This window comes from Mesorhizobium sp. M0296 (assembly GCF_040321675.1).
GTDB lineage: Bacteria > Pseudomonadota > Alphaproteobacteria > Rhizobiales > Rhizobiaceae > Mesorhizobium.
On record NZ_JAMYRZ010000070.1, the window covers coordinates 1 to 21,945 of the forward strand.

Sequence of the window (21,945 nt, forward strand, 5' to 3'; positions counted from 1 at the left end):
CTGCAGCATCACGCTCGTCTTCGTCCATACGGCAGTCGTGTAGAAGCCGGTGCCGATGTGATCGCGAAGCCTTGTCCCGGTCAGGACCTCGTTCGCGACGCCGAGTTCGCCCAGAAGGCGCGTGAATTTCTCAAGCCTCTCAAGGTATCGGGCATGGCGGGCGCCATGGAGTTTTCCGCACGGATCCCAGTCGCAATCGATGCCGTACCTGTCGACGAGGGATTTGACTTCCGCGATGGCGGCGAGGGCCAGCTTGTATTTTTGCCGGAAGACCTCGATGTCTGACGCTGTGCCGGTCCCTTCGTTGAGCGCCGCATCGACCAGGAAGCCTGAGTTTCGCGCGCTTGCACCTTCTCCGACGCGGTTGGCCTCCAGGAGGATGATGCGCTCGCGGGATTTGAGCATCGCCAGTTGCCGCGCCGCGGCCATGCCTGTGTAGCCGCCGCCCACCACCACCCAATCCGCTTTTTGTGTGCCGTTCAACGTCGGACGCGCGGGCCGCTCAGGTAACTGGCTTAGCCACCCGCAGGTCGGATCGTTGCCGGGTAGCCGCTTTACTCTCTGCATGAAAAACTCCGTCTGTCGCCGCAGCCGGCATGTCCTGCGGCGCGGCTCGATATCCGGATCGTTGCGCGCTAGGGGGAGCGCCGCGCAAATAGATAAATCGCATGGGTGTCATTGCGCGAGCCTATGGCACCCGCGCGCAACACTGTTCGGTGTCGACCGGCGCCCCTGAGGGCCTCAGGAAGCAGGGATTGGTAAGAAGCAGCTCGCAGTACTGTCCGCATTCAGTAGGCCTATAGCCGTTATTGAAACAGTCTATTTGATCCCGCCTCGTTGGTCGGCGTATCAATTTCGCTGGCAGCGTTGCATCCGAATGATCTCAACAACCAGCGCGTCGGGGAGCAGGAAAATCTGGTGAAAATCTCCCAGACCATCAGGTTGCGGCAGGGCTCCCACCGGCGCGGACAAGCGTCGCGGAGACCGCGAAATCCCGCGACCGACGAATTGGCTGCAACGGACAAGCAACTCTCAGAGTTGGGAGCCTACCGTCCTCGCAGGCGACCGGTTTGTTCGGGGAGGGAGCCACGTGTTCGGCGATTCTCACAAAGACTCCGTTGCATGAGCAGCGCGCCGAAGAACTGCAGCACCGAAGCCAGGGCGCTTTGACGGCGTGGAAAAGGGCCTGTGGTTGTCGCCAATCCATCTCATGCCGTCGGAAATCCATTGCGAGAGCGGGATCGTGCGTCAGGCGAATGGATCATGAATTCGGCACTCGTCCAAACGATCGTCGCCCGCCGTCTGTTCGTCATGTGGCGTCAGTAGAGCGGTAGCACAGGTTTCTCTTGGCGCAAAATAATGAACCAATTCGGAGTTATTTCGACTCCTAACCATAGATAAAGTTTCTATAGTCTAAGCAACAAGTATGAAACAAAAGCGGTCCCGCTTCGAACGGGGAACTCGCTCAGCAGACAGAGGAGGAATTAATCATGATTGATATCGTTGGCAAAGTGAACCGCCGGGCCTTCCTCAAGACGAGCGCCGCGCTCGGCGGGGTATTCGCTGGCGGCATGCCATTGTCGCAAGCCGTCTGGGCCGCCGAAGGTAAGGTGCTTACTGCGCGTTCTTATGGGGACCTCGCCACGCTCGATCCCGCCCGCTGGGGGAAGGCCGCGGAAGTTGACGTGATGAGCTGCATTTATTCGAAGCTCACTCACTACAAGCCCGGCTCAGAATGGGCCTGGGAATTAGAGGCAGCAGAAAAGATTGAGCCGGTCGACCCCACGCATATCCGCTTCCGTCTGAAGAAAGGCATTACCTTCTCGGGCAGTTATGGTGAATTGACCGCCAAGGACGTCAAATTCTCCTTCGAGCGCTCGATCAGGGCAGGAGCCGCGGCGTGGGGGCCGCTCGATCGTGTCGAGATCGAGGATGACTACACGGGCGTTCTCGTATTCAGAGGGCCGTTCGAGCCCGTTTGGAACGTCGCGTTGCCCTATGGGGTTGGTCACATCCTTTCCGAGGAAGCGGTGAGGAAGGCAAGCAAGGACGGCGGTGATTTCGGCATGAAGGGGACAGCCTTCTCTGGTCCGTACCTGTTAGCTGATTGGAAGCCCAACCAGTATGCGCTCTTGACGCGCAATCCCGAGTGGTCGGGCCCGAAACCGGGCTTTGATGAAATCCGAATCTTGCCGATCCCAGACGACAAGGCGGCGGAACGCGCGTATCAGGCGGGCGACGTCGATTTCGCTCGTATCAGCCTGGATTCAGTTGCGACTATCAAGAGCAACCTACCCGACAACACTAAGCTTGAGAAAAAGCCCTCGCTCTGGTATTATTGGATCGGCATGAATGTGGATCATCCGAAGCTGAAGGACATCAATGTCCGAAGGGCGATCCAATGGGCAATCAATGTCCCGCAGATCCTGGATGTCGCGTATGCCGGACAGGCGGAGGTCGCGACAGGCATCATTCCTCCAGGTATTCTGGGGCATCGCGATAAAGCGCTTGTCCCACCGGACGGCAATCTTGAAAAGGCTAAGGAGTTCCTTGCGAGAGCCGACGTGAGCGACCTGACGGTGACCTTTGATTGCCTGAACGACAGCACACGTGCAACCGTAGCCCAGACGGTGCAAGCACAATTGGCCCAGATCGGTATCACGGTCGAGATTAATCTCAGGGATTCTGGCACATTCTGGGAGCTTGGCTTGGAATCGAAAGGCGATAACTGGAAGAATTTGCAGCTCATCTTGAATGGCTACTCCGCTTCGCCGGATCCATATGACTACACGGCCTGGTTTGTGCAAGATCAAGTGGGAATTTGGAATTGGGAACGGTTCCGCAGCAAGCGATTCGATGAGCTGAACGCCAAGGCGATCACGATCAGCGACGCCAAGGAGCGCGCCAAACTCTACTACGAGATGCAGGATCTCATGGAGGATTCAGGCGCCTACCGGTTCCTGACCAATGGGGGCAATCCCTATTTGTATCGCACCACAAAAATGGAAGCTGCAACCCGTCCGGACGGTGACCCGCTATTCCTCGAGTTCAAGCCAGTTTAAGTTTGAGGGGGCATCAGCATGTGGCTGTACTTCCTCAAACGAATTGCCCTCGCGATTGCTATCATTGTGATCGCGCTGACGCTTCTGTTCCTTATGATTCATGCCGTGCCTGGCGATCCCGCCGCAACCCTGCTCGGGCCGCGGGCAACGCCGGAAATGAGGTTGCAGCTTCATCAGCAAATGGGACTCGATAAGCCGCTCGCTGCGCAGGTTGTCTCTTTTTTCTGCAGGTTGCTGCATGGCGATCTCGGCTTCGATGTGTTCAGTCAAAGGCGTGTTGCCGACATCGTTTTTGATCAATTGCCTTATACGATTCAACTTATGCTTTTATCTATCTTCTGGGCTGTCGCCGTAGCCGTGCCGCTTGGCTGTTATTCTGCCATGCGGCGTAACTCCTCGGTGGACCACGTGGCTGGCGTCGCAACGGTTGCCATGATCGCAATTCCGTCTTTTGTTATGGCGGTCTACGCACTGCTGATTTTCGCCGTGACTCTCCGGTGGCTGCCCGCGGTCGGAGCTGGCAGCGGGGGCTGGGATCGACTTGTCCATCTCGTGCTGCCAGCCTTTGCGATCGGAATTGGCTGGGTCGGCTACATCTCTCGATTGGTGCGGACGTCGATGCTTGAGATACTCGGCGAAAATCACATGCGCATGGCTCGTTCGTTTGGAATCTCAGAATGGCGGATCGTTGCGCGCTACGCGCTACCGCTGGCGATCTTGCCGACAGTGACCATACTCGGGGTAGGAGTAGCGTGGCTTCTTTCGTCCGCTGTATTTATCGAAGTCGTCTTCGCCAGACCTGGCATCGGCGCTTTGATCGTGGAGGCAGTCAATACGCGCAACTATCCGATTGTGATGGGCGTGGTGCTCGTCACCACGATCCTTATCGTTGCCGCTACGACGCTCTCGGACCTTGTCAACGCATTCCTCGATCCGCGAACCCGGGAAAAGCTCTGACATGCTAAGCGTTGAAGCCATCGCCCCAGAAGCCGACGAGGCCATTGATATCGGCGCCTTTCGCACCTTCCTGCGGCAATTGCGCAAGAACCGTGTGGGCGTGCTTGGAGCCGTGCTCGTCGGGCTCGTGTTCGCGAGCGCGATGTTCGCTCCGCTGATTGTCACACATGATCCGATCCGGATTATGGTCGGGCCGCGTCTGACCGCACCTTCACTGGATTTTCTGCTGGGCACGGACCAACTAGGCCGCGATACATTCTCGCGCGTTATCATGGGCGGCCGAATCCCGCTCCTGGTGGCTTTCGCCTCCATCAGCAGTGCGCTGGCGGTCGGCGTCGTGCTTGGTCTCATCGCAGGCTTCGGGCCGCGTTGGCTGGACAATTTCCTCCTGCTTGTCTTCGATACGATCCGCTCGTTTCCGGGAATTATCTTTGCGCTGGCAATCATCGCTCTTCTGGGCCCAAGTCTGGCCAGTATCATTTTTGTCATCGCAATAACGTCGGTGCCGATCTATGCGCGCGTCGTGCGCACGCAGGCACAGGCGCTGCTCAGCAGTGAGTACATAGCTGCTGAGCGCAGCATGGGCGCAGGCACGACGCGCATCCTTTTCGTGCACGTTCTGCCCAATGTGATCGGCCCCCTTCTCATCCTCGTGAGCATGGACGTGCCGGCCGTTATCGCCTGGGAAGCAGGTCTCAGCTTTCTAGGCATGGGCGTACGGCCCCCGACGCCTGACTGGGGAGTGATCCTCAACGATGGCTATAGCTACATCGGTCAGACGCCCTGGCTTGTCATCGGTGGCGGCATTCCCATCGTCCTGGCAACCCTTGGCTTCACGTTTCTGGGCGAGGCGCTGCGCGACATATTAGATCCCAAATTGCGGAAAGACCTATGAGACGCGACGATCCAAAACCACCACCTTTGTCCGGTCGCCCGCTTCTAGAGATCCGCGACCTAAATCTGGATTTCGGCACACCGCGTGGGCGCGTTCATGCCCTGCGCAACGTTTCTCTCGATGTGCCAACGGCACAGGTGGTTGGCATCGTCGGCGAAAGCGGATCCGGGAAGTCGACGCTCGCCTATACAGTGATGGGCCTACTTCCAGAAAACGCGGATGTCACAGCCGGCAGCATCCTGTTCGAAGACAAAGACCTGCTCAAAATGCCCGCTCAGGCGCGTCGGAGCCTGCTCGGCGATCGTCTGTCCATGATCTTTCAGGATCCGATGACCGCACTCAATCCGGTGCGGACCATCGAGAGCCAGATGATCGATATCCAGCACCACGAACAAGGAAGCCGGAGTGAAAAGCGCGCTCGTGCCCTCGCGATGCTTCACCGGGTCGGAATTCCTAATCCGGAAAGCCGTATCGGCGCCTATCCGCATCACTTCTCTGGCGGCATGCGCCAGCGTGTTTGCATTGCCATGGCGCTTCTTGTGAAACCAGCGCTCCTCGTCGCAGACGAGCCAACCACCGCGCTCGATGCAACGCTGGAAGTGCAGATCATTCATTTGCTCAAGGATCTGCAAAAAGAAATTGGTTGCTCGATTCTCTTCGTCTCCCACCACCTCGGCGCGGTGGCTGAGTTGTGCGACCGGGTTGCGGTCATGTATGCGGGCGAAGTTGTGGAGGTTGGGGCGGTCCGGGACATCTTCCACAATCCTGCTCACCCCTACACGCGCGCGCTGCTTGAGTGCGATCCCGGGCGGATCAAAAAAAGCACACGCACTTTGCCGACCATTCCCGGTGAGGTGCCCAGTCTCCTCGGCAGCAAGAAAGGATGTATCTTCCACACCCGGTGTCCCCAGGCATTCAATCGCTGTCTGCAAGAGAACCCGGTCGAGTACCGCATCGGCGTGGACCAAGTCGCCAGATGCCATCTGCTTGGTGAAGAGCGGCTGGTGCCGGCATGACGGCGCTGCTTCGGGTTGAGGACCTGCGCGTCCGCTTCCGCACCATGGGTCCCTTGAAGGCGCTCGCCACGGGGACGAAAGCCCCTTTCATCGACGCAGTATGCGGAGTGTCCTTTGAAATCCGCAAGGGCGAGACCTTCGCCCTTGTGGGTGAAAGCGGCTCAGGCAAATCTACCATCGCGCGCACGATAATCGGCTTGCAGCGGGCTGTGAGCGGCAGCATCAGCTTCGACGGACAGGAAATTGAGGATCTCAGCGGGGCTGTACGCAAGCCCTACTTGCGGCGCATGGCGATGATGTTCCAGGATCCGGTCGGATCACTCTCGCCCAGGCTGACCGTTCGATCGCTCCTGACAGAGCCTTTTCGCATCCATGGTCTAAAGGATCGCGATGCCGGAAGCGAAGCGGAGCGGCTGCTTCGAATGGTCGGCTTGCCGGCGGATTTTGTTCGCCGCTATCCTCATCAGCTTTCCGGAGGTCAGGCCAGGCGTGTTGGTATCGCGCGTGCTCTTGCCCTGAACCCGGCCTTGATCATTGCCGATGAGCCGACTGCGGGCCTCGATGTTTCGGTGCAGGGCGAGGTGCTCAATCTCCTCGCGCGGCTTCAGGACGAACTCGGCATGGCGATCCTGATAATTTCCCATAATCTCAATGTTGTGCGCCACATGACCGATCGAATGGCGATCATGTATCTTGGCCGCCTTATCGAGGTCGGCTCGACCGAGCGTATCTTCGAATACCAACATCATCCGTACACCGAAGCGCTCCTTGCGGCCAATCCCGAGCCTGATCCGGATGCTGTGCTGAACAGGATCGAGCTCAAGGGTGACGTGCCAAGCCTGATGAGGCGGCCGTCCGGCTGCGAGTTCCACACAAGGTGTCATTACGCGCAGAATATCTGCAGCCGCGTCTTCCCCGAACCTACAGCGAGCAGGGAGGACGCGTATCACAACTTCAGATGCCATTTCCCATTGAACGTCGAAGCTCCTGCCGGAGGTGCGAGCGCATAGAAGGATCGCACATTGGACGATATCCGCGTCGTCACTGACTTTCCTGCAAAGTGCACGAGAATGAGAATCTTTGGATTCCGATGCCTACGGCGTGAAGCTCGCTGCCCGCATCTGATTGCCGGAGGACGCCGACGCAGACCCGGTACCTGCGATCCTTCGAATGCCTGCCCTACCGCAAGCGGGACGGGACGTTGGAAGGCGACGGGCTCCCCCGTCCCTCCATTACTTTGCCGGCCATGGTTATGTCGGGGTGCGCGTCGATATGCGCGGCACGGGCGACAGCGACGGCGCTGCTAAGGCGAATTCCTTATGCAGGAGCAGGACGACTGGCTAGAATAGTCTAGCGATGATCGAATGGCTCGTGCAGCAACCCTGGTGTCGGCACGATCGGCTATACTCCTGAGGGGCGGCCCGCCGTGCGCGGATCATCTGGAGGCATTGAAAGCCTTGGGGAAAGATGAGGCCAAGGCCTGGAACAGTGCTTCGCACTCGTGCGTCTGTTCCACAGAAATGCCCCGGCAAAACAGCGCAGCGCCTGGCGTCGACGAGCCTGAAGGCCCGTGCTGACCAGGTAAGAAGGTGGCTCGCAGTACAGTTCCGCATTCAGCAGACTTATAGCCCTTATCGAGCCATTCTATTTGATTCCAAGCCGTGGTTCGGGGAACCATTGTTCCCAACGCGTTGCATCCGAACGCTTTCAACAAGCAGGGCGTCGGGGGAGTAGACAATCTGATGAAGATCTCGCAGACCATACCAATTGCCGCAGGGCCTTCCGCCGGCGCGGACAAGGGTCGCGAAGATGGGCGCGTCCTTGTGGTCGGTCGAGAAGGCGATAAAGGTCTTCCGCGTCACGTCCGCGAAGGTGAGCTTGACTGGGCCCTCCGCATCCTTCGGCAGCCAGTAGTAGGCGATCGCGCCATTCGGCGGGTTCTCACCGACGTCGAGATAGCGGCAATCACTCGGTCCGCCCTCCAGCTCCACGACCTCCGTGCCGGCATCCATGCAAGGGCTGCAGCTTATGCCCGGCTTGAAGATGCCCTCCCGGCCCCGTGGCGGAGCTTGTTCCAGATCGTTGGGCGCGGGCTCACCAGCCTCTGGTCCGCCACCAGTCCCCGCAACGGCATCACGTCGCCAAGGATCAAGAACCGGCGACGAGGTCGCTTCCCTCTTGATGAACGCGAAGCCTATTTCATGCTCAGGTAGAGCGTACGCGAGCGCGATTCAAACGAATGAATACGCACGTCCTTGCCGAGATGCACGGCTAGCCATCCCGCAGAGGCCTTATGTCCAGAAACCCCATCCGCTGCGTCCGCGCCAAGGGCGACGCCTTCTCGATCGGCTTCGTCATCGGTCAGGCCACCGCCTCCAGCTTCCGCGAGCGCGTCTTCCGCGAGAACGTCTTTGTTAGCGAGCAATATCAAATCCTGAATGCCCGCTGGCGAGGATCGGATTATCTCAAGACGCTCGAATCCGCCTCTCGCGCGGCATATCCCCGCTACGTTCGCGAGATCGAGGGGATCGCCGCAGGCGCCGGGCAGGACTTCGAAACGGTCTTCCTCTTGCATTGCATGGATGAATTGAGACTTCCCGAGGGCGTCTCCCCGGCGACGAAAACCATTGACCGCTGCACCTCGCTCCTGGTTCCGCCGGAAGGCGACGGACCTGCTGTCATCGCCCATAATGAGGACGGCGGGGCGGAGTCTCTCGGTGCCTGTCTCTGGGTGGAGGTCGAGCCCGACGAGGGTCCGGCTTGGAGCGGCTTTGGGACCCCCGGCATCCTGCCGACATACTTTGGCCTGAACGAGGCCGGCCTTGTCCAAGCTAACAACTACATTAGACCCAATGATCGTAAGCCTGGCGTGCCGAAGGAAATCATCTGCCGCGCGATCCTCAGCGCGAAAGACCTGGACGAAGCGATCGAAATCCTGAAGCGCAAGGACCGCGCCAGCGGCTACCATCACAATCTCGGTGAGGCGAAGACGGGTCGGCTCGTCTCTGTAGAGGCGCCGGCCTCAGGCTGCGTCGTTCGGGAGGTCGCCTCGCCGCGAGCCCACGCTAACCACCTGCTGTACGGTGAACTCGACGGCCTGGAGCAAACGATCACCCTCTCTTCTCGCAATCGGCAGGAGGCGGCGGACCGGATGATTGCGGAAGGCGCGCTTGCGATGGGCGCGGAGGCGGTGCTCTTCGACGAGACCACCCCGATTTATGCGAACGGCTCGGGCGATTCCCAGACCCTGGCGACGAGCGTCTTTGCGCTCTTCCCTGACCGCATCGAATGGCGCGTGCACGCGGCGCCGGACGAGCGGTACGTTTTAAGCGGAACAATGCGCGTGGTCTAATGGCGCAGCGTTCAGCTTCCTTCTCAAGGCAGTCCGCGGCCACGAACATTTTGCGACAGAACCATGAGGTTGCAAAATTAGGACAAGGAAGCGTTCAAGAGCTACCCGAGCGGCTAATTCGTCGTCCGTGAACTATCCGCAAGCCATTGATGTAGCTTTCTGATCGGGGAGGATCGTGGGTTTGGAATTGCAGGATTTGCGGTGTTTGGTCGGTGTTTTCTTGCAATTCGGTTTTGCGATTCCCTTGTGCGCTGAGGCGTGATTGAACTAAACCGCTGCCGCGGTAGCTGATGCGCGGATCTGGCCTGAGGAGGCCCCTGTCTGAGAAGATTTGGTGTCGAGCCAACCTTCCAGACAGGAGAACCCCAGATGGCCCAGATAAGCCCTCCGTCAGCGGATGATTGAAGATCTGACGACCCGCAATTTGTCACCGGAGACCCAGCGATCCTACGTGCATCACGTGGCGAAGTTCAGGCGATTTTTTGGACGATCACCCGATCAACTGGGATACGAAGAGGTGCGCGCCTATCAGGCCCACTTGGTGGGCCGAAGGGTCTCGTGGGGCGCGTTGAACCAGACCGTTTGCGCCTTGCGTTTCTTCTACGGCGTGACGCTGGGTCGATCTGACCTGCCTGAGCGGATCGCTTACGCCCGGACGCCGCGCAAGTTGCCGGTCGTCCTGAGCGCCGATGAGGTGCTCGGCTTTCTGCAGACCGCGAAGGGAACGAGGAACCGGGTCGCTCTCATGGCCACGTATGCGGCGGATTTGCGGGCCTAGGAGGCGGCGCGTCTGAAGGTGAGCGACATCGATAGCAGCCGAATGGTCATTCGCATCGAGCAGGGCAAGGGCGGCAAGGACCGTTATCTGATGCTGTCGCCGCAGCTGCTGGAGATTTTGCGAGCCTATTGGCGGCCCACCAAGCTTGGTTGTTTCCCCGGCGCGATGGCCGCGGCCCGATGCATTCGCAGACATTGGGGATCGCCTCCCGAACCGCCTGCGAATTCCTAGGCATTGAGAAGCGAGTGACCGCGCATACCCTGCGCCACAGCTTCGCCACCCACCTTTTGGAAGCCGGCACGGATCATCCAGGTGCTGCTGGGCCATCGCAGCCTGGCACACTCTACGCCCAGGTCTCAACGGCCGTGATCGGCCGAACTGCCAGTCCTTTTGATCAGCTCCACATGGAGATCACGCCGCCCGGTTGAGCCGCGCCATGCCTCCGGATCTGGAAGTGGCGGATGTGTTCCACCGCCACGGGGCTGATTATCGCCGCGATCATGCCGGCCATCTCGGACGCGTTGAGCGCCGGGTCATGGCGGCGGTTGAGCGTGCCGCACCGCGCCCCTGGGTGGTCACGCTTAACACGCGGAACACTGCGTCGACTGCGGCTTCGTGCGACAAGCCTATAATTCCTGCCTTATGGGCAGATCTGCAGCGCGACAATCAAGTTGAGAGCGCAGTTCAGGCGAGGCAATGCGGCTTCTCATCCAGATCGTCGCGCTTCTCTATTCGGCGTGTTGAGGTCAAGCGCTACCGAGCTTTTCAGTGTCTCCGGCTTTTTGACGTCTTTCGCAGGGTCTTGCTTCTCTTCGGGATCGACACTTGGGCCCTCCCACCATGGGGTCAGAAGAATGAAGCGGAACAATCTACACATCGTCCTGGTCGGGGTGCGACCGGTACTAGTACTACAGTTGCGGATTTGAACGTGATGTGATTCCCTGCCTGAAAAGCAGGAGGGATTCGATGTCGGTTGCAGCTTGGTCGGGCTCGCTGTTGGCTTGGGAGCGGGAGCTTTCGTCCTTGAAGGAGCAGCTTGCTCCGGTGTTCCGGCGGCGCGAGTTGAAGCAGACGGGCGGCGCCTTTCTTGACGGACTTTTGTCGGGCATTGAGCGCAAAACCGGCTGGCTGATGGCCGAGCAGGCAGGACTGGAGCGGCCGTACCGGATGCAATCGCTTTTGGGGCGCAGTTCAGGGTCGGCGGATGAGCTGCGCGATCTCGTGCGCCGCTACGTGATTGAAGCGCTGGGCGACGCGGACGGGGTGCTGGTGGTCGATGAGACCGGCTTTGTGAAGAAGGGGGATCAGTCGGTCGGGGTTGCGCAGCAGTATTCGGGCACAGCGGGGCGGATCGAGAACTGCCAGATCGGCGTGTTTCTGGCCTATGCCAGCCGCTTTGGGCAGGCGCTGATCGATCGGCGGCTTTATCTGCCGCAGGCCTGGGCCACGGACGCTGCGCGGCGCGCCAGAGCGCAGGTGCCCGAGGAGATAGCCTTTGCCACCAAGATCGAGATCGCGCGGGAATTGATCGCCGCAGCGCTCGATGCCGGCGTGCCTTGCCGATGGGTGCTGGCGGACGCGCTCTACGGCGGCGATTATAGTCTGCGAAGCATGCTGGAGGCGCGTCGCCAGCCCTATGTGCTGGCGGTGCGCTCCAACCATCATCTGCGATTCATCGCACAAGAGGGCCTTATCGAGACCGACCCGAAGACCATCGCCGAGGATCTGCCCACCGATGCCTGGATGACGCTCGCCGCCGGCGAAGGCGCCAAGGGCCTGCGGCTCTACGCCTGGGCCGCTATCCGCCTGCCCTGGACCGACGAGGGGTTCGAGCGCTGGCTCTTGATCCGCCGCAGCCGCAAGGAGCCGGAGAAGCTCGCCTACTATCTGGTCTTTGCACCTGAGGGCACGGCGTTGGCCGAACTGGCCGGTGCCGCCGGCCTGCGCTGGGTGGTCGAGGAATGCTTCGAGCGCGCCAAAGACGATCTCGGCCTCGACCATTGCGAGGCGCGCTCCTGGCACGGCTGGCACCGCCACATGAGCCTGGTCATGGCCGCAGCAGCCTTTCTCGCCAAATTGGCCGCCGACCTGCGCCGCGCCGCCTGGAGCAAACCGAACGAAACGAGTCCAAAGGCGCCAATCGCCGCCTGACCATCATGACCGCTCTCGTGCCCAGTGTACCGGAAATCCGCTACCTCCTGGCGCGGCTTCTGCTCCGGCCGCCAATCAGCGCATCCTTCATCATCGCCTGGTCACTCTGGCGCAGGCAACATCAGGCCGATGCCGCCATCGCGCACTACAAGCGGCGATCAAATCCGCAACTGTAGTACTAGGTCGTGAACTCATAAATGCGGAATGACCGAGATTGTTGGTATGTGGTCATTCCGATGCCGCGCGAAGATCGGCGACAGCCTGTTTTGTTTCCTTGGTCATGTCAGGCAATCGGTCATCTGAGAGGGCTGCGGTCATAATCTCGGTCGCAAGAACCGTCTTCTCTGCTGGGTGCTCGGTCCAGTAGCTGGAAGGAACGCGCGCAAGGCTCGCCAACAGATCCCCCTCGAAGAAGTCGCCGGCGCGAAATGGATTTTCAGCCAAGCGTTGCAGCATGAGCGGGACCAGCCATTCCAATCCTATGCCTTGTCCGACAGCCAGCCGTAGCTCCTCATCGGTCAAGGTGTTCAGGGGCTTGCGCCGGAGAGCATGACAGGTGCGAACGACATACGAGTCGAACGTCGGCTCGCCCCACCTCTCGCCGTCAAGTTCCTCCAGTGTGCGATCACCCATTGCTTTGGATCGGCGCTGCTTGGCAGATCGTCTCATCCGAGCCCTCCACTGTCACTGCCGTTTGAGAGCCTACTTTGCGTGGTGGCAGAATGTCGAGCGTCCGCAAAAGGTCGCTTTTCGAATGAGGCTTCATGTTTTGGCGGAATCTGATTCAGGCTCCGCATGAGCCGATATGACCTGACTGACTTCGAATGGCGCGCGATTGAGCCGCTGTTGCCCAACAAGTCGCGAGGCGTGCCGCGCGTTGACGACCGCAGGGTGTTGAACGGCATCTTCTGGGTGCTGCGATCGGGTGCGCCATGGCGCGATCTGCCGGAGCGATACGGCCCGCGCACCACCTGCTACAATCGCTTTGTCCGATGGCGGAAAGCAGGTGTGTGGGACCGCCTCATGGATGCCATCACCAAAGCCCACGACGGCAGGGTGCAGATGATCGACACCTCCATTGTTCGCGTCCATCAGCAGGGCGCGACGGCAAAAAGGGGGGTCGAGATCATTGTCTCGGTCGATCCCGAGGCGGGCTGACAACCAAAATCCATGCTCTTGTCGACGCCCAAGGCAGGCCGATCAAGCTGACGCTTACGGCAGGCCAGAAGAGCGACATCGCCTCCGCAGCGGACTTGATCAAGGATTTGCCCGAAGGTGCCATGCTGCTTGCCGACAAGGGCTACGATGCTAACGCATTCCGCACTGCCATCACCGAGCAGAATGCTTGGGCCAATATCCCGCCCAAGACCAATCGCAAGGACCCGATCTGCTTCAGCCCCTTCCTCTACAAGGCGCGCAACCTCGTCGAGCGCTTCTTCAACAAGGCCAAGCAGTTCCGGAGGATCGCGACCCGCTACGACAAACTGGCTGAGAACTATCTCGCCGCCCTCAAACTCGTCGCAATCCGAATCTGGCTACGCGGTAATGAGTCTACGTCCTAGCGCGACAACGAACTTGCCTCATCCATCGTCCTGCGAAGGACGTCCGTCCGCCGGCGGCGGAACTCTCTGTCTCTCTCCTTTCCGGCCTCCTGGATCAAATGGCTGACGCCATGGTTTCCCGTGTCCAGCGGAACTCGTTGCCGTCCAGCCACATGCGATGCATGATGACCGCCAGGCGACGTGCCAGCGCGACAATTGCTTTGCGCGTCCCGCGCCGCTTGGCGACGTTCATCGCCCAGGCCTTGAGCCACGACCATTTCGTCACGCGAGTGATCAGCGTTTGTGCAGCCTCATAGAGCAACGTCCGCATCATACCGTCCCCGCACAGGGATATGCATCCAACGCGCTTGCTTTCCCCGGGCTCGTTGAGCTTCGGCGTCAGCCCCAGGATGGCCCCACCGCCTTGGAGTTTCTGAACCGCTGCGGAATGTCGATTGTTGCGGCATAGGCGAGCGCCACCACGGGGCCGACACCGGGAACCGTCATCAAGCGCCGGCAGGTCGTATCGTTCCTGGCGATCATGAGCACTTTTTTGTGCAGGCGAGCAAATTCGGCACGCAGCCCCCGCCGGGCGACCAGCAGCGGCTCTATGATTTCTTCGAGATCGGGCGTGCCTTCGACGAGTTCGCGAGTGCGCTCCTCGAACTTCACCGTTCCCACAATACCGACCTTGAGGCCGAAGTTGCGCAGAAGGCCGCGGATGTCGTTCTCGATGGCGATTGCCTTCCCTTGCAGTAGCTTGCGGGCTGTTAGGAGTGCCCGCCGCTTCTGGCTCGTGAGCGTTTTCACATGCACCGGGCGGTACAGGTTGACCCGCATCATCTGCGCGATGCCGCGCGCGTCATTGCGATCCGTCTTGTTCGGCTGCGCCTTCAGGAATGCTTTCACATGGCGCGTCTCGATGCAGATAGCCGGCAACCCGACGCTCGCCAGCTCCTCGAAAAGCCATTGCGACAATGGCCCCGCCTCGAGACCGACCCGTTCAGTATTCAAGGCAGGATCCTTCAGTACGGCGAGGAGATCGTCGGGATGGCTGACGACCTTCACCTCGCGGCAAATCCTGCCGGATTCATCAACAATGCAACGGCGGTCTCTTTCACCGCGACATCGAGGCCGATAAAGTGCTTCACGCTGCGCTTCCTTTCCTGATGCTTGTGGCTGTTTGAACAGACCACGTTCTATCATCAACTCGAAGCGCAGCACCTTCCTGCATCACCGTTGAAGACGGGGCGCAAGCCGAATACCCCATCTACACAGATCCATTAATGGGGAGCTGGCGTGCCGGCATCGGCATTTTTCGGTGAATTGTAGCGCTCATTGTCTGGTCACAAACGGCGACGAACATGTTGGAGATCCCTCTCGCCGGATCTGATCTCGGCCGTCACCGATGACGTCGGAGGAAGTGGCCGAATGGCAGAACCGGCCGCTCGATGCGGTCTATCCGCTTGTCTTCTTCGACGCGATTCGGGTTAAGATCAGGGACGAGGGCTTCGTGCGCAACAAGGCCATCTACATCGCGCTCGGCATCCTGCCCGACGGCACCAAGGAGATCCTCGGCATCTGGATCGAGCAGACCGAGGGCGCCAAGTTCTGGCTGCGCGTCATGAAGGAGCTGAAGAACCGCGGCGTCGCCGACATCCTGATCGCCGTCGTGGACGGCCTCAAGGGTTTCCCGAGGCGATCGGCGCCGTCGTTCGCCACACGGCGGTCCAGACCTGCATCGTGCACCTGATCCGTCATTCGCTCGAGTTCGTCTCATGGAAGGATCGCAAAGCCGTGGTGCCGGCGCTCAGGGCAATCTACCGGGCCACGGACGCCGAGGCCGGCATGAAGGCGCTGGAGGACTTCGAGGCTGGCGACTGGGGCCAGCGATATCCGGCGATCACCCGGCGGCGCAACTGGCAGCACGTCGTGCCGTTCTTCGCCTATCCCGAGAGCGTGCGCCGCATCATCTACACGACGGATGCGATCGAGGCGCTGAAATCCAAGCTTCGCCGCGCCGTTCGCACCAGGGGCCACTTCCCCAATGACGACGCCGCCATGAAGCTGCTATATCTGGTGCTCAATCACGCGGCCGAGGAATGGAAACGCCCCCCGTGCGAGTGGTTCGAGGCCAAGACACAGTTCGCCGTCGTCTTCGGCGAGCGCTTCGTGGGCCAATGACGAAACCGGCCTCACGCACCGATTCCTGACAGTCCCGGATCGCGTCGTCATCGACGGGAGCCAGACCAACCACGAGGCGATCGTTTCCTCCGACACCACACTTCACATGATGCGCAAGCGACAGGCGAAGTACGCCTTCAACCCGAATCCGTCCCTGGCCGAGCAGTTCGAAATCCTCTCCGCCTGTGCCCCTATTCAGCCGCTGCAACAAAACCGGCGATCATGCCGTTTGTTGGGCGATAGCCATGTCCGCGCCCGACGGCTCAGGATAGTATGATCGGGGACAGCAACGCCAGCCCATCAGCTGCAGCGCCGATTCCAGCAAGCCTTCTGCCTGGCGCAGCCGCAGGCCCAAAGACAAGACCCAGCGTCAAGATGGTCTCGATCGCCAGATCAAAATAGCGGTGCTGGCCACTTGTTCTTGCGTCTTGGCACTTGCCACCTGGACAGGGCTTCCGGCGTCACCCACAGGGTCAAACTGCCACGATGACGAAGTCCTGCCTGGTATTCCGGCCAGTTCGTCACCCTGAACTTCATCTTCTCAATATGATGGCGACGGCTGATATTGTGTTTGAAAGGCATAGCTACGCTACAAAGGCTACTGCAGTTGCCGCTTGCCTAAACCCACACCAATAAACGATCCGTGCACCAACGCCACTCCAGCCAGTGCCTGAAGCGTGTGCTCCGCTTCGGCGCCGACAACCATATCGATATACAACCCGAAGCTCCGACTTCCCTGGCCGCCTAACCGGCTGCACCGCGCTGATGGTCAGGCTTGTCGATCGGCACTGTGATGGCGTTGACATAATGCTTCAGGGCCTGACCTCCTGGACGGTGCCGAGAGCATGGCCTCACCCATGCGCTTCCTCGCCGCTCGTGTATTCCGGCGATGGAGCATGTCGGCTTGACACGGAGCGGTCAATGCGCTCGGCGGCCATCGCTCCGAAGGCTTCTGTCAAGCTGGGGGTGCCAAACTGGAGAAGAAAAGAAAGTACGAAATCAAAGTTTATGCGGGGGGAATCCGGTCCTTCACAGTCGGGGATTCTGCATAAGGCTGCGTAAGTAAAGATGCCCCTCAGTTGAGCTGGAAGCGCGCCCCCTCCGAAGGTGGAGGTCTCGCGTTCGATAGGCGGCGATGGCACAAAGCCTCCAAACTGCGAATCAGGGGGCAGGAGTTCGAATCTGCCGCCAGTATCGTTGTGGACACAAGTCTGACATTGTTACAAGAACCGTCCAGAGTTATGCCACCTCGCCAAGATCATTCGTCGGAATGTCTAAAAAAAGCTGCTTTGACGTCACTCGCCCTCTACGAACTTCGTGTGGTGCCATCCCATATGTTTCACGAAAGGATTTGGAAAAGTGCGACGCCGAGATAAATCCAGAGGCGATGGCGATATCGACAATCGGTATGGCAGACTGAGTAAGCAGCATTCGAGCACGCTCCAGCCGCAGTTCTCGATAGTAAGAAAGAGGCGACCGACCTAATTCACTTCGGAATAGGCGTTCAACCTGGCGGCGGGAGCGCTTTACGCTTTTTGCAAGTTTTTCGATCGACAGTGGTTCCGCCAGATGATGTTCCATCTGCTCGATAAGTTTGATCATTATCTGATTCGAAATGCCGTGCTTTTGCGAAAGCGGCAGCCTCTGGCGCTCATTCGGCGCCCTTACGCGCTCGACGATTGCCTGCTCGCATATACCTGCTACGGTCTCGTCACCGAAATGCCGTTGAACCAGATGCAACATCATATCCAGTGAAGCCGAACCGCCAGCACACGTCCAGATATTGCCGTCCACTTGATATATGACTGCAGTCACAGGAACTTCCATATATCGCTCGCTGAAGCCGGGAAGTTTCTCCCAGTGAATCGTGCAGTACTTGTCGTCCAGCAACCCGGCCTTAGCCAGTATGTAGGTGGCAGTCCCAACGCCGCTTACGGCCACCGCACAATGCCTGCATTCACGGAGCCAAGCTTCCAAAGGTTTGTTCGAGTAGCTCTCCACATCCTGATCGGCGCAGATAACGACCATGCTCGGGCGACATTCTTCGAATAAGCGACGGCGTTCAGTTGAGATGGAACTGTCAGTTACAGCTGAAAGTCCGCAAATGGCTTGAACCACGCCACCGGACTCTGATGCGACCCGCCAACGATACGCCTCATAACCCAACACACGATTGGCCAGGCGCAATACCTCTACCGCCGAGGAGAAAGCCAGCATGGTAAAGTCCGGGACCAGATAGAACACGACGATGATTGGCTCATGGCCGACATCCTCGCTGGCGTTCCTGACCCTGAATGAACTTGATTGATATGGCTGCTGCGTAGTCATGCATGTTGTCCACATTTGCAGCGTTTCTCAGAACGCGCGAGAGAAGGCGGAGATGGAGTGGAGCTGTGAGCTCGCGGAACTGTCACATCCCTTGAACCTTGGATTTTGTTCCGGTTGAGCTTTCTCGCCGTGCGTCGGCTTGAGGCTGTACATCATTGGGCCTTCGGCGTCGCGCAGCTCTCGATCCCCGATGCTCTCCTGCTGGGTTGCTAAGCATCTTCATCGGCCGAAGCCACGTATAGACCGTAATATGGATATTGCGAGTGCAGACCGTTTCGCCAGTGCCTCGGTGCCTTCCACAGCAGCCAGTTGCGCAGCGACAAGTGCCTTGAGCCGGAAGCGTTGCAGTAGCGGATCATTGGAAGTTGACATAGCTCATTCCCTGGCCGCGGGCGGCGGCCTTAAATAAGCCGCCTCACCTGTTTTTTCTGTTGACAAAATGACAGGACTGGACAAAATGTCAAATTGCATCCCCACTTATAATGAGCGATTGGGTATCAGGTGAAATCGCATCAACCAGTTGGGAAGAAATGTTGAACCGCCGCCAATTCACGAAATCGCTGATCGCGACCGGAACCGCGCTCGGGGCAGGGGCGTCGTCATTGAACCTCGCCAAGGCGCAACCCAAGCGCGGTGGGCGGCTATGCGTCGCCGGTGTGCAAAGCGCGCAGGACACGCTTGATCCCGCGATATTCGTACAAAGCACGGACTATGCCCGGGGCTCCGTGCCACAACTGGAGGCCGGCTGGTTGGAAGCGGCTGCTGGCAGGCGCGAGCGCTTACTTGCATCGCCCGGCGGCGTGACACTCGCTGACTGAGGCACAGATGAAGCAAGAGTTCAGTTCCGTTCTTTGGCTCCTTGGACGCCTGTGCACCTGCACAGCCGTTTTCTGTCATGCTTTGCCGAGCACATAAATGATTGGTCAGGTCTTTGCACCAAATCTGTTCGACGGCCGGATCGCGCTGATAACTGGGGGCGGCAGTGGCATCGGCTTTGCCATCGCCGGCAACTCGGCGTTCTTGGTGCAAGCGTGATAATAGCCTCCCGAAATGCCGAGCGGCTTGGGACGGCCGCCCAGCGTCTCAAATCAAGAAATGTCAATGTGAACGTCCAGAGTCTCGACATCCGGGACGAGCGGCAAGTGCCGGCTGTCTTCGACAACTTCTCTTCTCAGGGTCGCCTTCCTGACATCCTCGTCAATAATGCCGGCGGCCAGTTCGAAGCGGACGCCCTGCGCATCTCGGCCAACGGCCGAGCCGTCATCGACCTTAATCTCACGGGAACCTGGCACATGCCGCACGCGTTCGCGGCAAGACGCATAGCCTCGGGGGGACGTGGTCACATCACCAATATCGTGCTCTCACTCGCAGGCGGCCTGCCTGGCTACGCCCACAGCGCCGCGGCAAGGGCAGGGGTTATCAGCCTGACGGAAACGCTCGCCGCTGAATGGGGCCCGCACATGAACGCGGTTGCACCGGGGACGATTCGCACCAGCGCCCTTGCGCAATATGATATCTCGCGTCTCAAAGCTGGAATTGACGTCTTACCAATCCCACGCATGGGTGAGCCCGATGAGGTCGCAGCGGCGGTAGCCTACCTCGCGTCACCAGCTAGCGACTACATCACAGGCACGATGCTCTTCATCGATGGTGGCAAGCATCTTGCGCGCGGCCGTCCAAGCAAGGAACAAGACCGATGGATCTGACACTCTCTCCACGCGAGCGCGGCCTGCAGGAAAGAGCCGCTTCGTTCGCCCGGACCCAACTCTTTCCCAATGAAATGGCAATCGAGGAGCACGGATCGCTGCCCGGCGATATCCTGGCGCGACTCAGGAAGGAGGTGCTCGCGGCGGGATTCAATGCCATCAACCATTCGCGTGAACATGGTGGCCAAGGCCTATCGCTCTTCGAACAGACTCTGGTCAACGAGCAGTTTGGGATGGCGACTGGCGGCATCGGGGGCGTGGCATGGCAACCTGCAATTCCGCTCAAGGAAGGCACCACCGAGCAGATACGCCGGTACTTAGAACCGAGTTGCCGTGGCGAGCGCACCTATTGCTTTGCGATTTCAGAAGCAGACGCGGGATCGGATCCACGCCAGGTGAAAACCTCCGCTGTGCGGCTTGGCAGCCGGTACTACCTTTCTGGAGAAAAATGGTTCGTGACACACGGGGACATCGCCGACTTCATTATGGTGCACGCCCTTGTCGATGGCGATCCAGAAAAGCCTACGGTGTTTCTTGTCGACAAGGATCGGCCGGGTATCCGTGTTAAGCGCGTGCCAAAGTTTATGCATAACTTCATGTCCGAGCATCCCGAGTACATCTTTGAGAAGGTGGAGCTCGGAGAGGAGCATATCCTGGGTACCGTTGGCGGTGGACTAGATCTGACGAAGGACTGGTTTGTCGAGACCCGCCTCAAGATTGCGGCCCATTGCGTCGGAGCGGCAACACGGGCCACCGAGATCGCAAATAACTACGCAGCGGAACGCGTCCAGTTCGGTAAGGCCATTCGCGAGTTTCAGGGAATTGAGTTCATGCTCGCGGACATGGTAGTCGAGATCATGGCCGCGAAATCCCTCCTCTACCGCATCGCATGGCAGGCCTCGCAACGGCCAGACCGGAAGCTTGCGCACGCCCATGCCAGCGCGGTGAAGTTGCAAGCTTCCGAAATGGCAGGCCGTGTCATTGACAAGGCGCTGCAGATCCTGGGCGGCCGTGGCTACATGCGAGAGAATCCGGTCGAGCGACTCTATCGCGATGTTCGCGTTGACCGAATTTGGGAAGGCACATCTGAAGTCCAACGGGTCGTGATCGGCAGCCAGATTAAGAAGCGGGGGCTTGGGATCTATACCGGCTGGATCGACTGACTATTAGCCGTGGTCGGGGCTCTGTCCGAGTTCGCAAGCCCAGATCACAGGGCCCAATCGGGCCGACGGTTTCACCGCCAGTGAGTTGGAAATCCAAGGTCACCTCAGGGAACGTACGGCGGAAGTCCTCCATCTGAGAAATCAGCCAGTGCGCGGCAAACGCCGTGGACATCCCCAATGTCATCTCGTTCCCTTTTCGTGACCTCCGAGAGATCTGATCAATCGCAGTTGCACAGCGCGATGTAGAGATTCACCTTCCGCGTTCAGGCGGAGTTTCGACTTCTCGCGGATAAATAATCTCGTACCGATGTGAGCCTCGAGCGCCGCAATGTTCTTGCTGACCGCCGGCTGCGCCACAGTCGGGAACCTTCCGGCCTCAGAAAAACTCGGTGTTCCGGCCGCGGCTTCGAACGTGAAGACCGCCTGGGCCGACGGCAATTCATTTGCAAGCTCATGACACTCAGTTAGTGGCGTTGGGTGCACGGATCGTTCATTGGTGTGGGTTTAGTAAAGCGGCAACCGCTGTAGCCTTTGTAGCGTCGCCATGCGTTTCAAACACAATACCGGCCGTCGCCATCATATTCAGGGTGCGCCACTTGGGTCCAATCCTATCGACGAGGTAACGACAGAAATGGAGTGGTGGTTGCGTGAGGGGAAGTAACAGGCCAACATTGACATTTTGAATGTCGGGTGTACTCCAGTTCTCTCGAGTGAGCTACAAGCGTCCTCATCGAGATTTCAAGTTCGGGGCCTTCGGGCGCAATAGCTGCGTCTAGGGTCATTGTAGTCGGAATCTCTATGCAGTGGTACGT

At 59.2% G+C, this 21,945-nt stretch carries 18 protein-coding genes and 6 pseudogenes; 17 read left to right on the top strand and 7 right to left on the bottom strand.

What is annotated here, in order from left to right; translation table 11 throughout:
- The coding region (locus tag NKI97_RS33940) for an NAD(P)/FAD-dependent oxidoreductase (protein WP_352838467.1) at nucleotides 1-567 on the bottom strand (567 nt) is incomplete at its 3' end.
- A gap of 923 nt (nucleotides 568-1,490) precedes the next feature.
- On the opposite strand from NKI97_RS33940, the gene NKI97_RS33945 reads away from it, so the two are divergent.
- The 6 genes from NKI97_RS33945 to NKI97_RS33970 all read left to right on the top strand — a co-directional run bounded on the left by NKI97_RS33945 (nucleotide 1,491) and on the right by NKI97_RS33970 (nucleotide 7,274).
- On the top strand, nucleotides 1,491-3,062 hold the full coding sequence (locus NKI97_RS33945; protein WP_352838468.1) for an ABC transporter substrate-binding protein: 1,572 nt from the start codon (nucleotides 1,491-1,493) through the stop codon (nucleotides 3,060-3,062).
- 18 nt (nucleotides 3,063-3,080) lie between these two features.
- Nucleotides 3,081-4,019, top strand: a complete 939-nt coding sequence (locus NKI97_RS33950) for an ABC transporter permease (RefSeq protein ID WP_352838469.1) — start codon at nucleotides 3,081-3,083, stop codon at nucleotides 4,017-4,019.
- 1 nt (nucleotide 4,020) lies between these two features.
- Nucleotides 4,021-4,914: an ABC transporter permease gene (locus tag NKI97_RS33955; protein ID WP_352838470.1), complete on the top strand. Its 894-nt coding sequence runs from the start codon at nucleotides 4,021-4,023 to the stop codon at nucleotides 4,912-4,914.
- Nucleotides 4,911-5,930 carry an ABC transporter ATP-binding protein gene (locus NKI97_RS33960; RefSeq protein WP_352838471.1) on the top strand — a complete coding sequence of 340 codons (1,020 nt, stop codon included), beginning with the start codon at nucleotides 4,911-4,913 and terminating at the stop codon, nucleotides 5,928-5,930. Before NKI97_RS33955 ends, NKI97_RS33960 begins: the two co-directional genes overlap by 4 nt.
- Complete coding sequence (locus NKI97_RS33965; RefSeq protein ID WP_352838472.1) at nucleotides 5,927-6,940, top strand: ABC transporter ATP-binding protein; 1,014 nt, start codon at nucleotides 5,927-5,929, stop codon at nucleotides 6,938-6,940. Before NKI97_RS33960 ends, NKI97_RS33965 begins: the two co-directional genes overlap by 4 nt.
- Before the next feature lie 160 nt (nucleotides 6,941-7,100).
- Nucleotides 7,101-7,274, top strand: coding sequence for a CocE/NonD family hydrolase (locus NKI97_RS33970; RefSeq protein WP_352838473.1), 174 nt, complete (start codon nucleotides 7,101-7,103; stop codon nucleotides 7,272-7,274).
- Nucleotides 7,275-7,561: 287 nt separating this feature from the next.
- Here NKI97_RS33970 and NKI97_RS33975 read toward each other — a convergent pair whose 3' ends face one another.
- A complete protein-coding gene (locus tag NKI97_RS33975; RefSeq protein WP_352838474.1) occupies nucleotides 7,562-7,942 on the bottom strand; it encodes a hypothetical protein in 381 nt (126 codons plus the stop codon).
- A 281-nt stretch (nucleotides 7,943-8,223) separates the two neighbouring features.
- Here NKI97_RS33975 and NKI97_RS33980 point away from each other — a divergent pair, with 281 nt between their 5' ends.
- From NKI97_RS33980 to NKI97_RS34000, 6 genes and pseudogenes are all read left to right on the top strand, one after another.
- Complete coding sequence (locus NKI97_RS33980; protein WP_352838475.1) at nucleotides 8,224-9,282, top strand: C45 family autoproteolytic acyltransferase/hydrolase; 1,059 nt, start codon at nucleotides 8,224-8,226, stop codon at nucleotides 9,280-9,282.
- Between the two features lie 397 nt (nucleotides 9,283-9,679).
- Complete coding sequence (locus NKI97_RS33985; RefSeq protein ID WP_352838476.1) at nucleotides 9,680-10,060, top strand: site-specific integrase; 381 nt, start codon at nucleotides 9,680-9,682, stop codon at nucleotides 10,058-10,060.
- Nucleotides 10,061-10,102: 42 nt separating this feature from the next.
- Nucleotides 10,103-10,488 (top strand): annotated as a pseudogene (locus NKI97_RS33990) (tyrosine-type recombinase/integrase).
- An 8-nt stretch (nucleotides 10,489-10,496) separates the two neighbouring features.
- Nucleotides 10,497-10,636, top strand: a pseudogene (locus NKI97_RS35645) (IS91 family transposase); the annotation flags it as partial.
- Between the two features lie 390 nt (nucleotides 10,637-11,026).
- Nucleotides 11,027-12,211 carry an IS701 family transposase gene (locus tag NKI97_RS33995; protein WP_352838477.1) on the top strand — a complete coding sequence of 395 codons (1,185 nt, stop codon included), beginning with the start codon at nucleotides 11,027-11,029 and terminating at the stop codon, nucleotides 12,209-12,211.
- Nucleotides 12,212-12,216: 5 nt separating this feature from the next.
- Nucleotides 12,217-12,387, top strand: coding sequence for a hypothetical protein (locus NKI97_RS34000; RefSeq protein WP_352838478.1), 171 nt, complete (start codon nucleotides 12,217-12,219; stop codon nucleotides 12,385-12,387).
- 52 nt (nucleotides 12,388-12,439) lie between these two features.
- Here NKI97_RS34000 and NKI97_RS34005 read toward each other — a convergent pair whose 3' ends face one another.
- The gene (locus tag NKI97_RS34005) at nucleotides 12,440-12,880 is read right to left on the bottom strand and encodes a contact-dependent growth inhibition system immunity protein (RefSeq protein ID WP_352838479.1); all 441 of its coding nucleotides are present in this window, start codon (nucleotides 12,878-12,880) and stop codon (nucleotides 12,440-12,442) included.
- Nucleotides 12,881-13,006: 126 nt separating this feature from the next.
- Between NKI97_RS34005 and NKI97_RS34010 the strand changes: the two are divergent.
- Nucleotides 13,007-13,773, top strand: a pseudogene (locus tag NKI97_RS34010) (IS5 family transposase).
- A 94-nt stretch (nucleotides 13,774-13,867) separates the two neighbouring features.
- Here the strand turns inward: NKI97_RS34010 and NKI97_RS34015 are convergent.
- Nucleotides 13,868-14,903: pseudogene (locus tag NKI97_RS34015) on the bottom strand (IS110 family RNA-guided transposase).
- Nucleotides 14,904-15,129: 226 nt separating this feature from the next.
- Between NKI97_RS34015 and NKI97_RS34020 the strand changes: the two are divergent.
- A pseudogene (locus tag NKI97_RS34020) lies at nucleotides 15,130-15,936 on the top strand (IS256 family transposase); the annotation flags it as partial.
- A gap of 198 nt (nucleotides 15,937-16,134) precedes the next feature.
- Here the strand turns inward: NKI97_RS34020 and NKI97_RS34025 are convergent.
- Together NKI97_RS34025 and NKI97_RS34030 are read right to left on the bottom strand one after the other, a co-directional pair.
- Nucleotides 16,135-16,518, bottom strand: a pseudogene (locus NKI97_RS34025) (transposase); the annotation flags it as partial.
- 657 nt (nucleotides 16,519-17,175) lie between these two features.
- Nucleotides 17,176-18,153, bottom strand: coding sequence for a GlxA family transcriptional regulator (locus NKI97_RS34030; RefSeq protein WP_352838484.1), 978 nt, complete (start codon nucleotides 18,151-18,153; stop codon nucleotides 17,176-17,178).
- 593 nt (nucleotides 18,154-18,746) lie between these two features.
- Between NKI97_RS34030 and NKI97_RS34035 the strand changes: the two genes are divergently transcribed.
- The 3 genes from NKI97_RS34035 to NKI97_RS34045 all read left to right on the top strand — a co-directional run bounded on the left by NKI97_RS34035 (nucleotide 18,747) and on the right by NKI97_RS34045 (nucleotide 21,133).
- Nucleotides 18,747-19,082 (top strand): hypothetical protein, encoded by a 336-nt coding sequence (locus NKI97_RS34035; RefSeq protein WP_352838480.1) that lies wholly within the window; start codon nucleotides 18,747-18,749, stop codon nucleotides 19,080-19,082.
- A 213-nt stretch (nucleotides 19,083-19,295) separates the two neighbouring features.
- A complete protein-coding gene (locus tag NKI97_RS34040; RefSeq protein WP_352838481.1) occupies nucleotides 19,296-19,970 on the top strand; it encodes an SDR family oxidoreductase in 675 nt (224 codons plus the stop codon).
- Complete coding sequence (locus NKI97_RS34045; protein WP_352838482.1) at nucleotides 19,961-21,133, top strand: acyl-CoA dehydrogenase family protein; 1,173 nt, start codon at nucleotides 19,961-19,963, stop codon at nucleotides 21,131-21,133. The genes NKI97_RS34040 and NKI97_RS34045 overlap by 10 nt, the downstream gene beginning before the upstream one ends.
- 180 nt (nucleotides 21,134-21,313) lie before the next feature.
- On the opposite strand, the gene NKI97_RS34050 is transcribed toward NKI97_RS34045, so the two are convergent.
- Nucleotides 21,314-21,616 carry a helix-turn-helix domain-containing protein gene (locus tag NKI97_RS34050; RefSeq protein ID WP_352838483.1) on the bottom strand — a complete coding sequence of 101 codons (303 nt, stop codon included), beginning with the start codon at nucleotides 21,614-21,616 and terminating at the stop codon, nucleotides 21,314-21,316.
- Nucleotides 21,617-21,945: the final 329 nt, after the last annotated feature.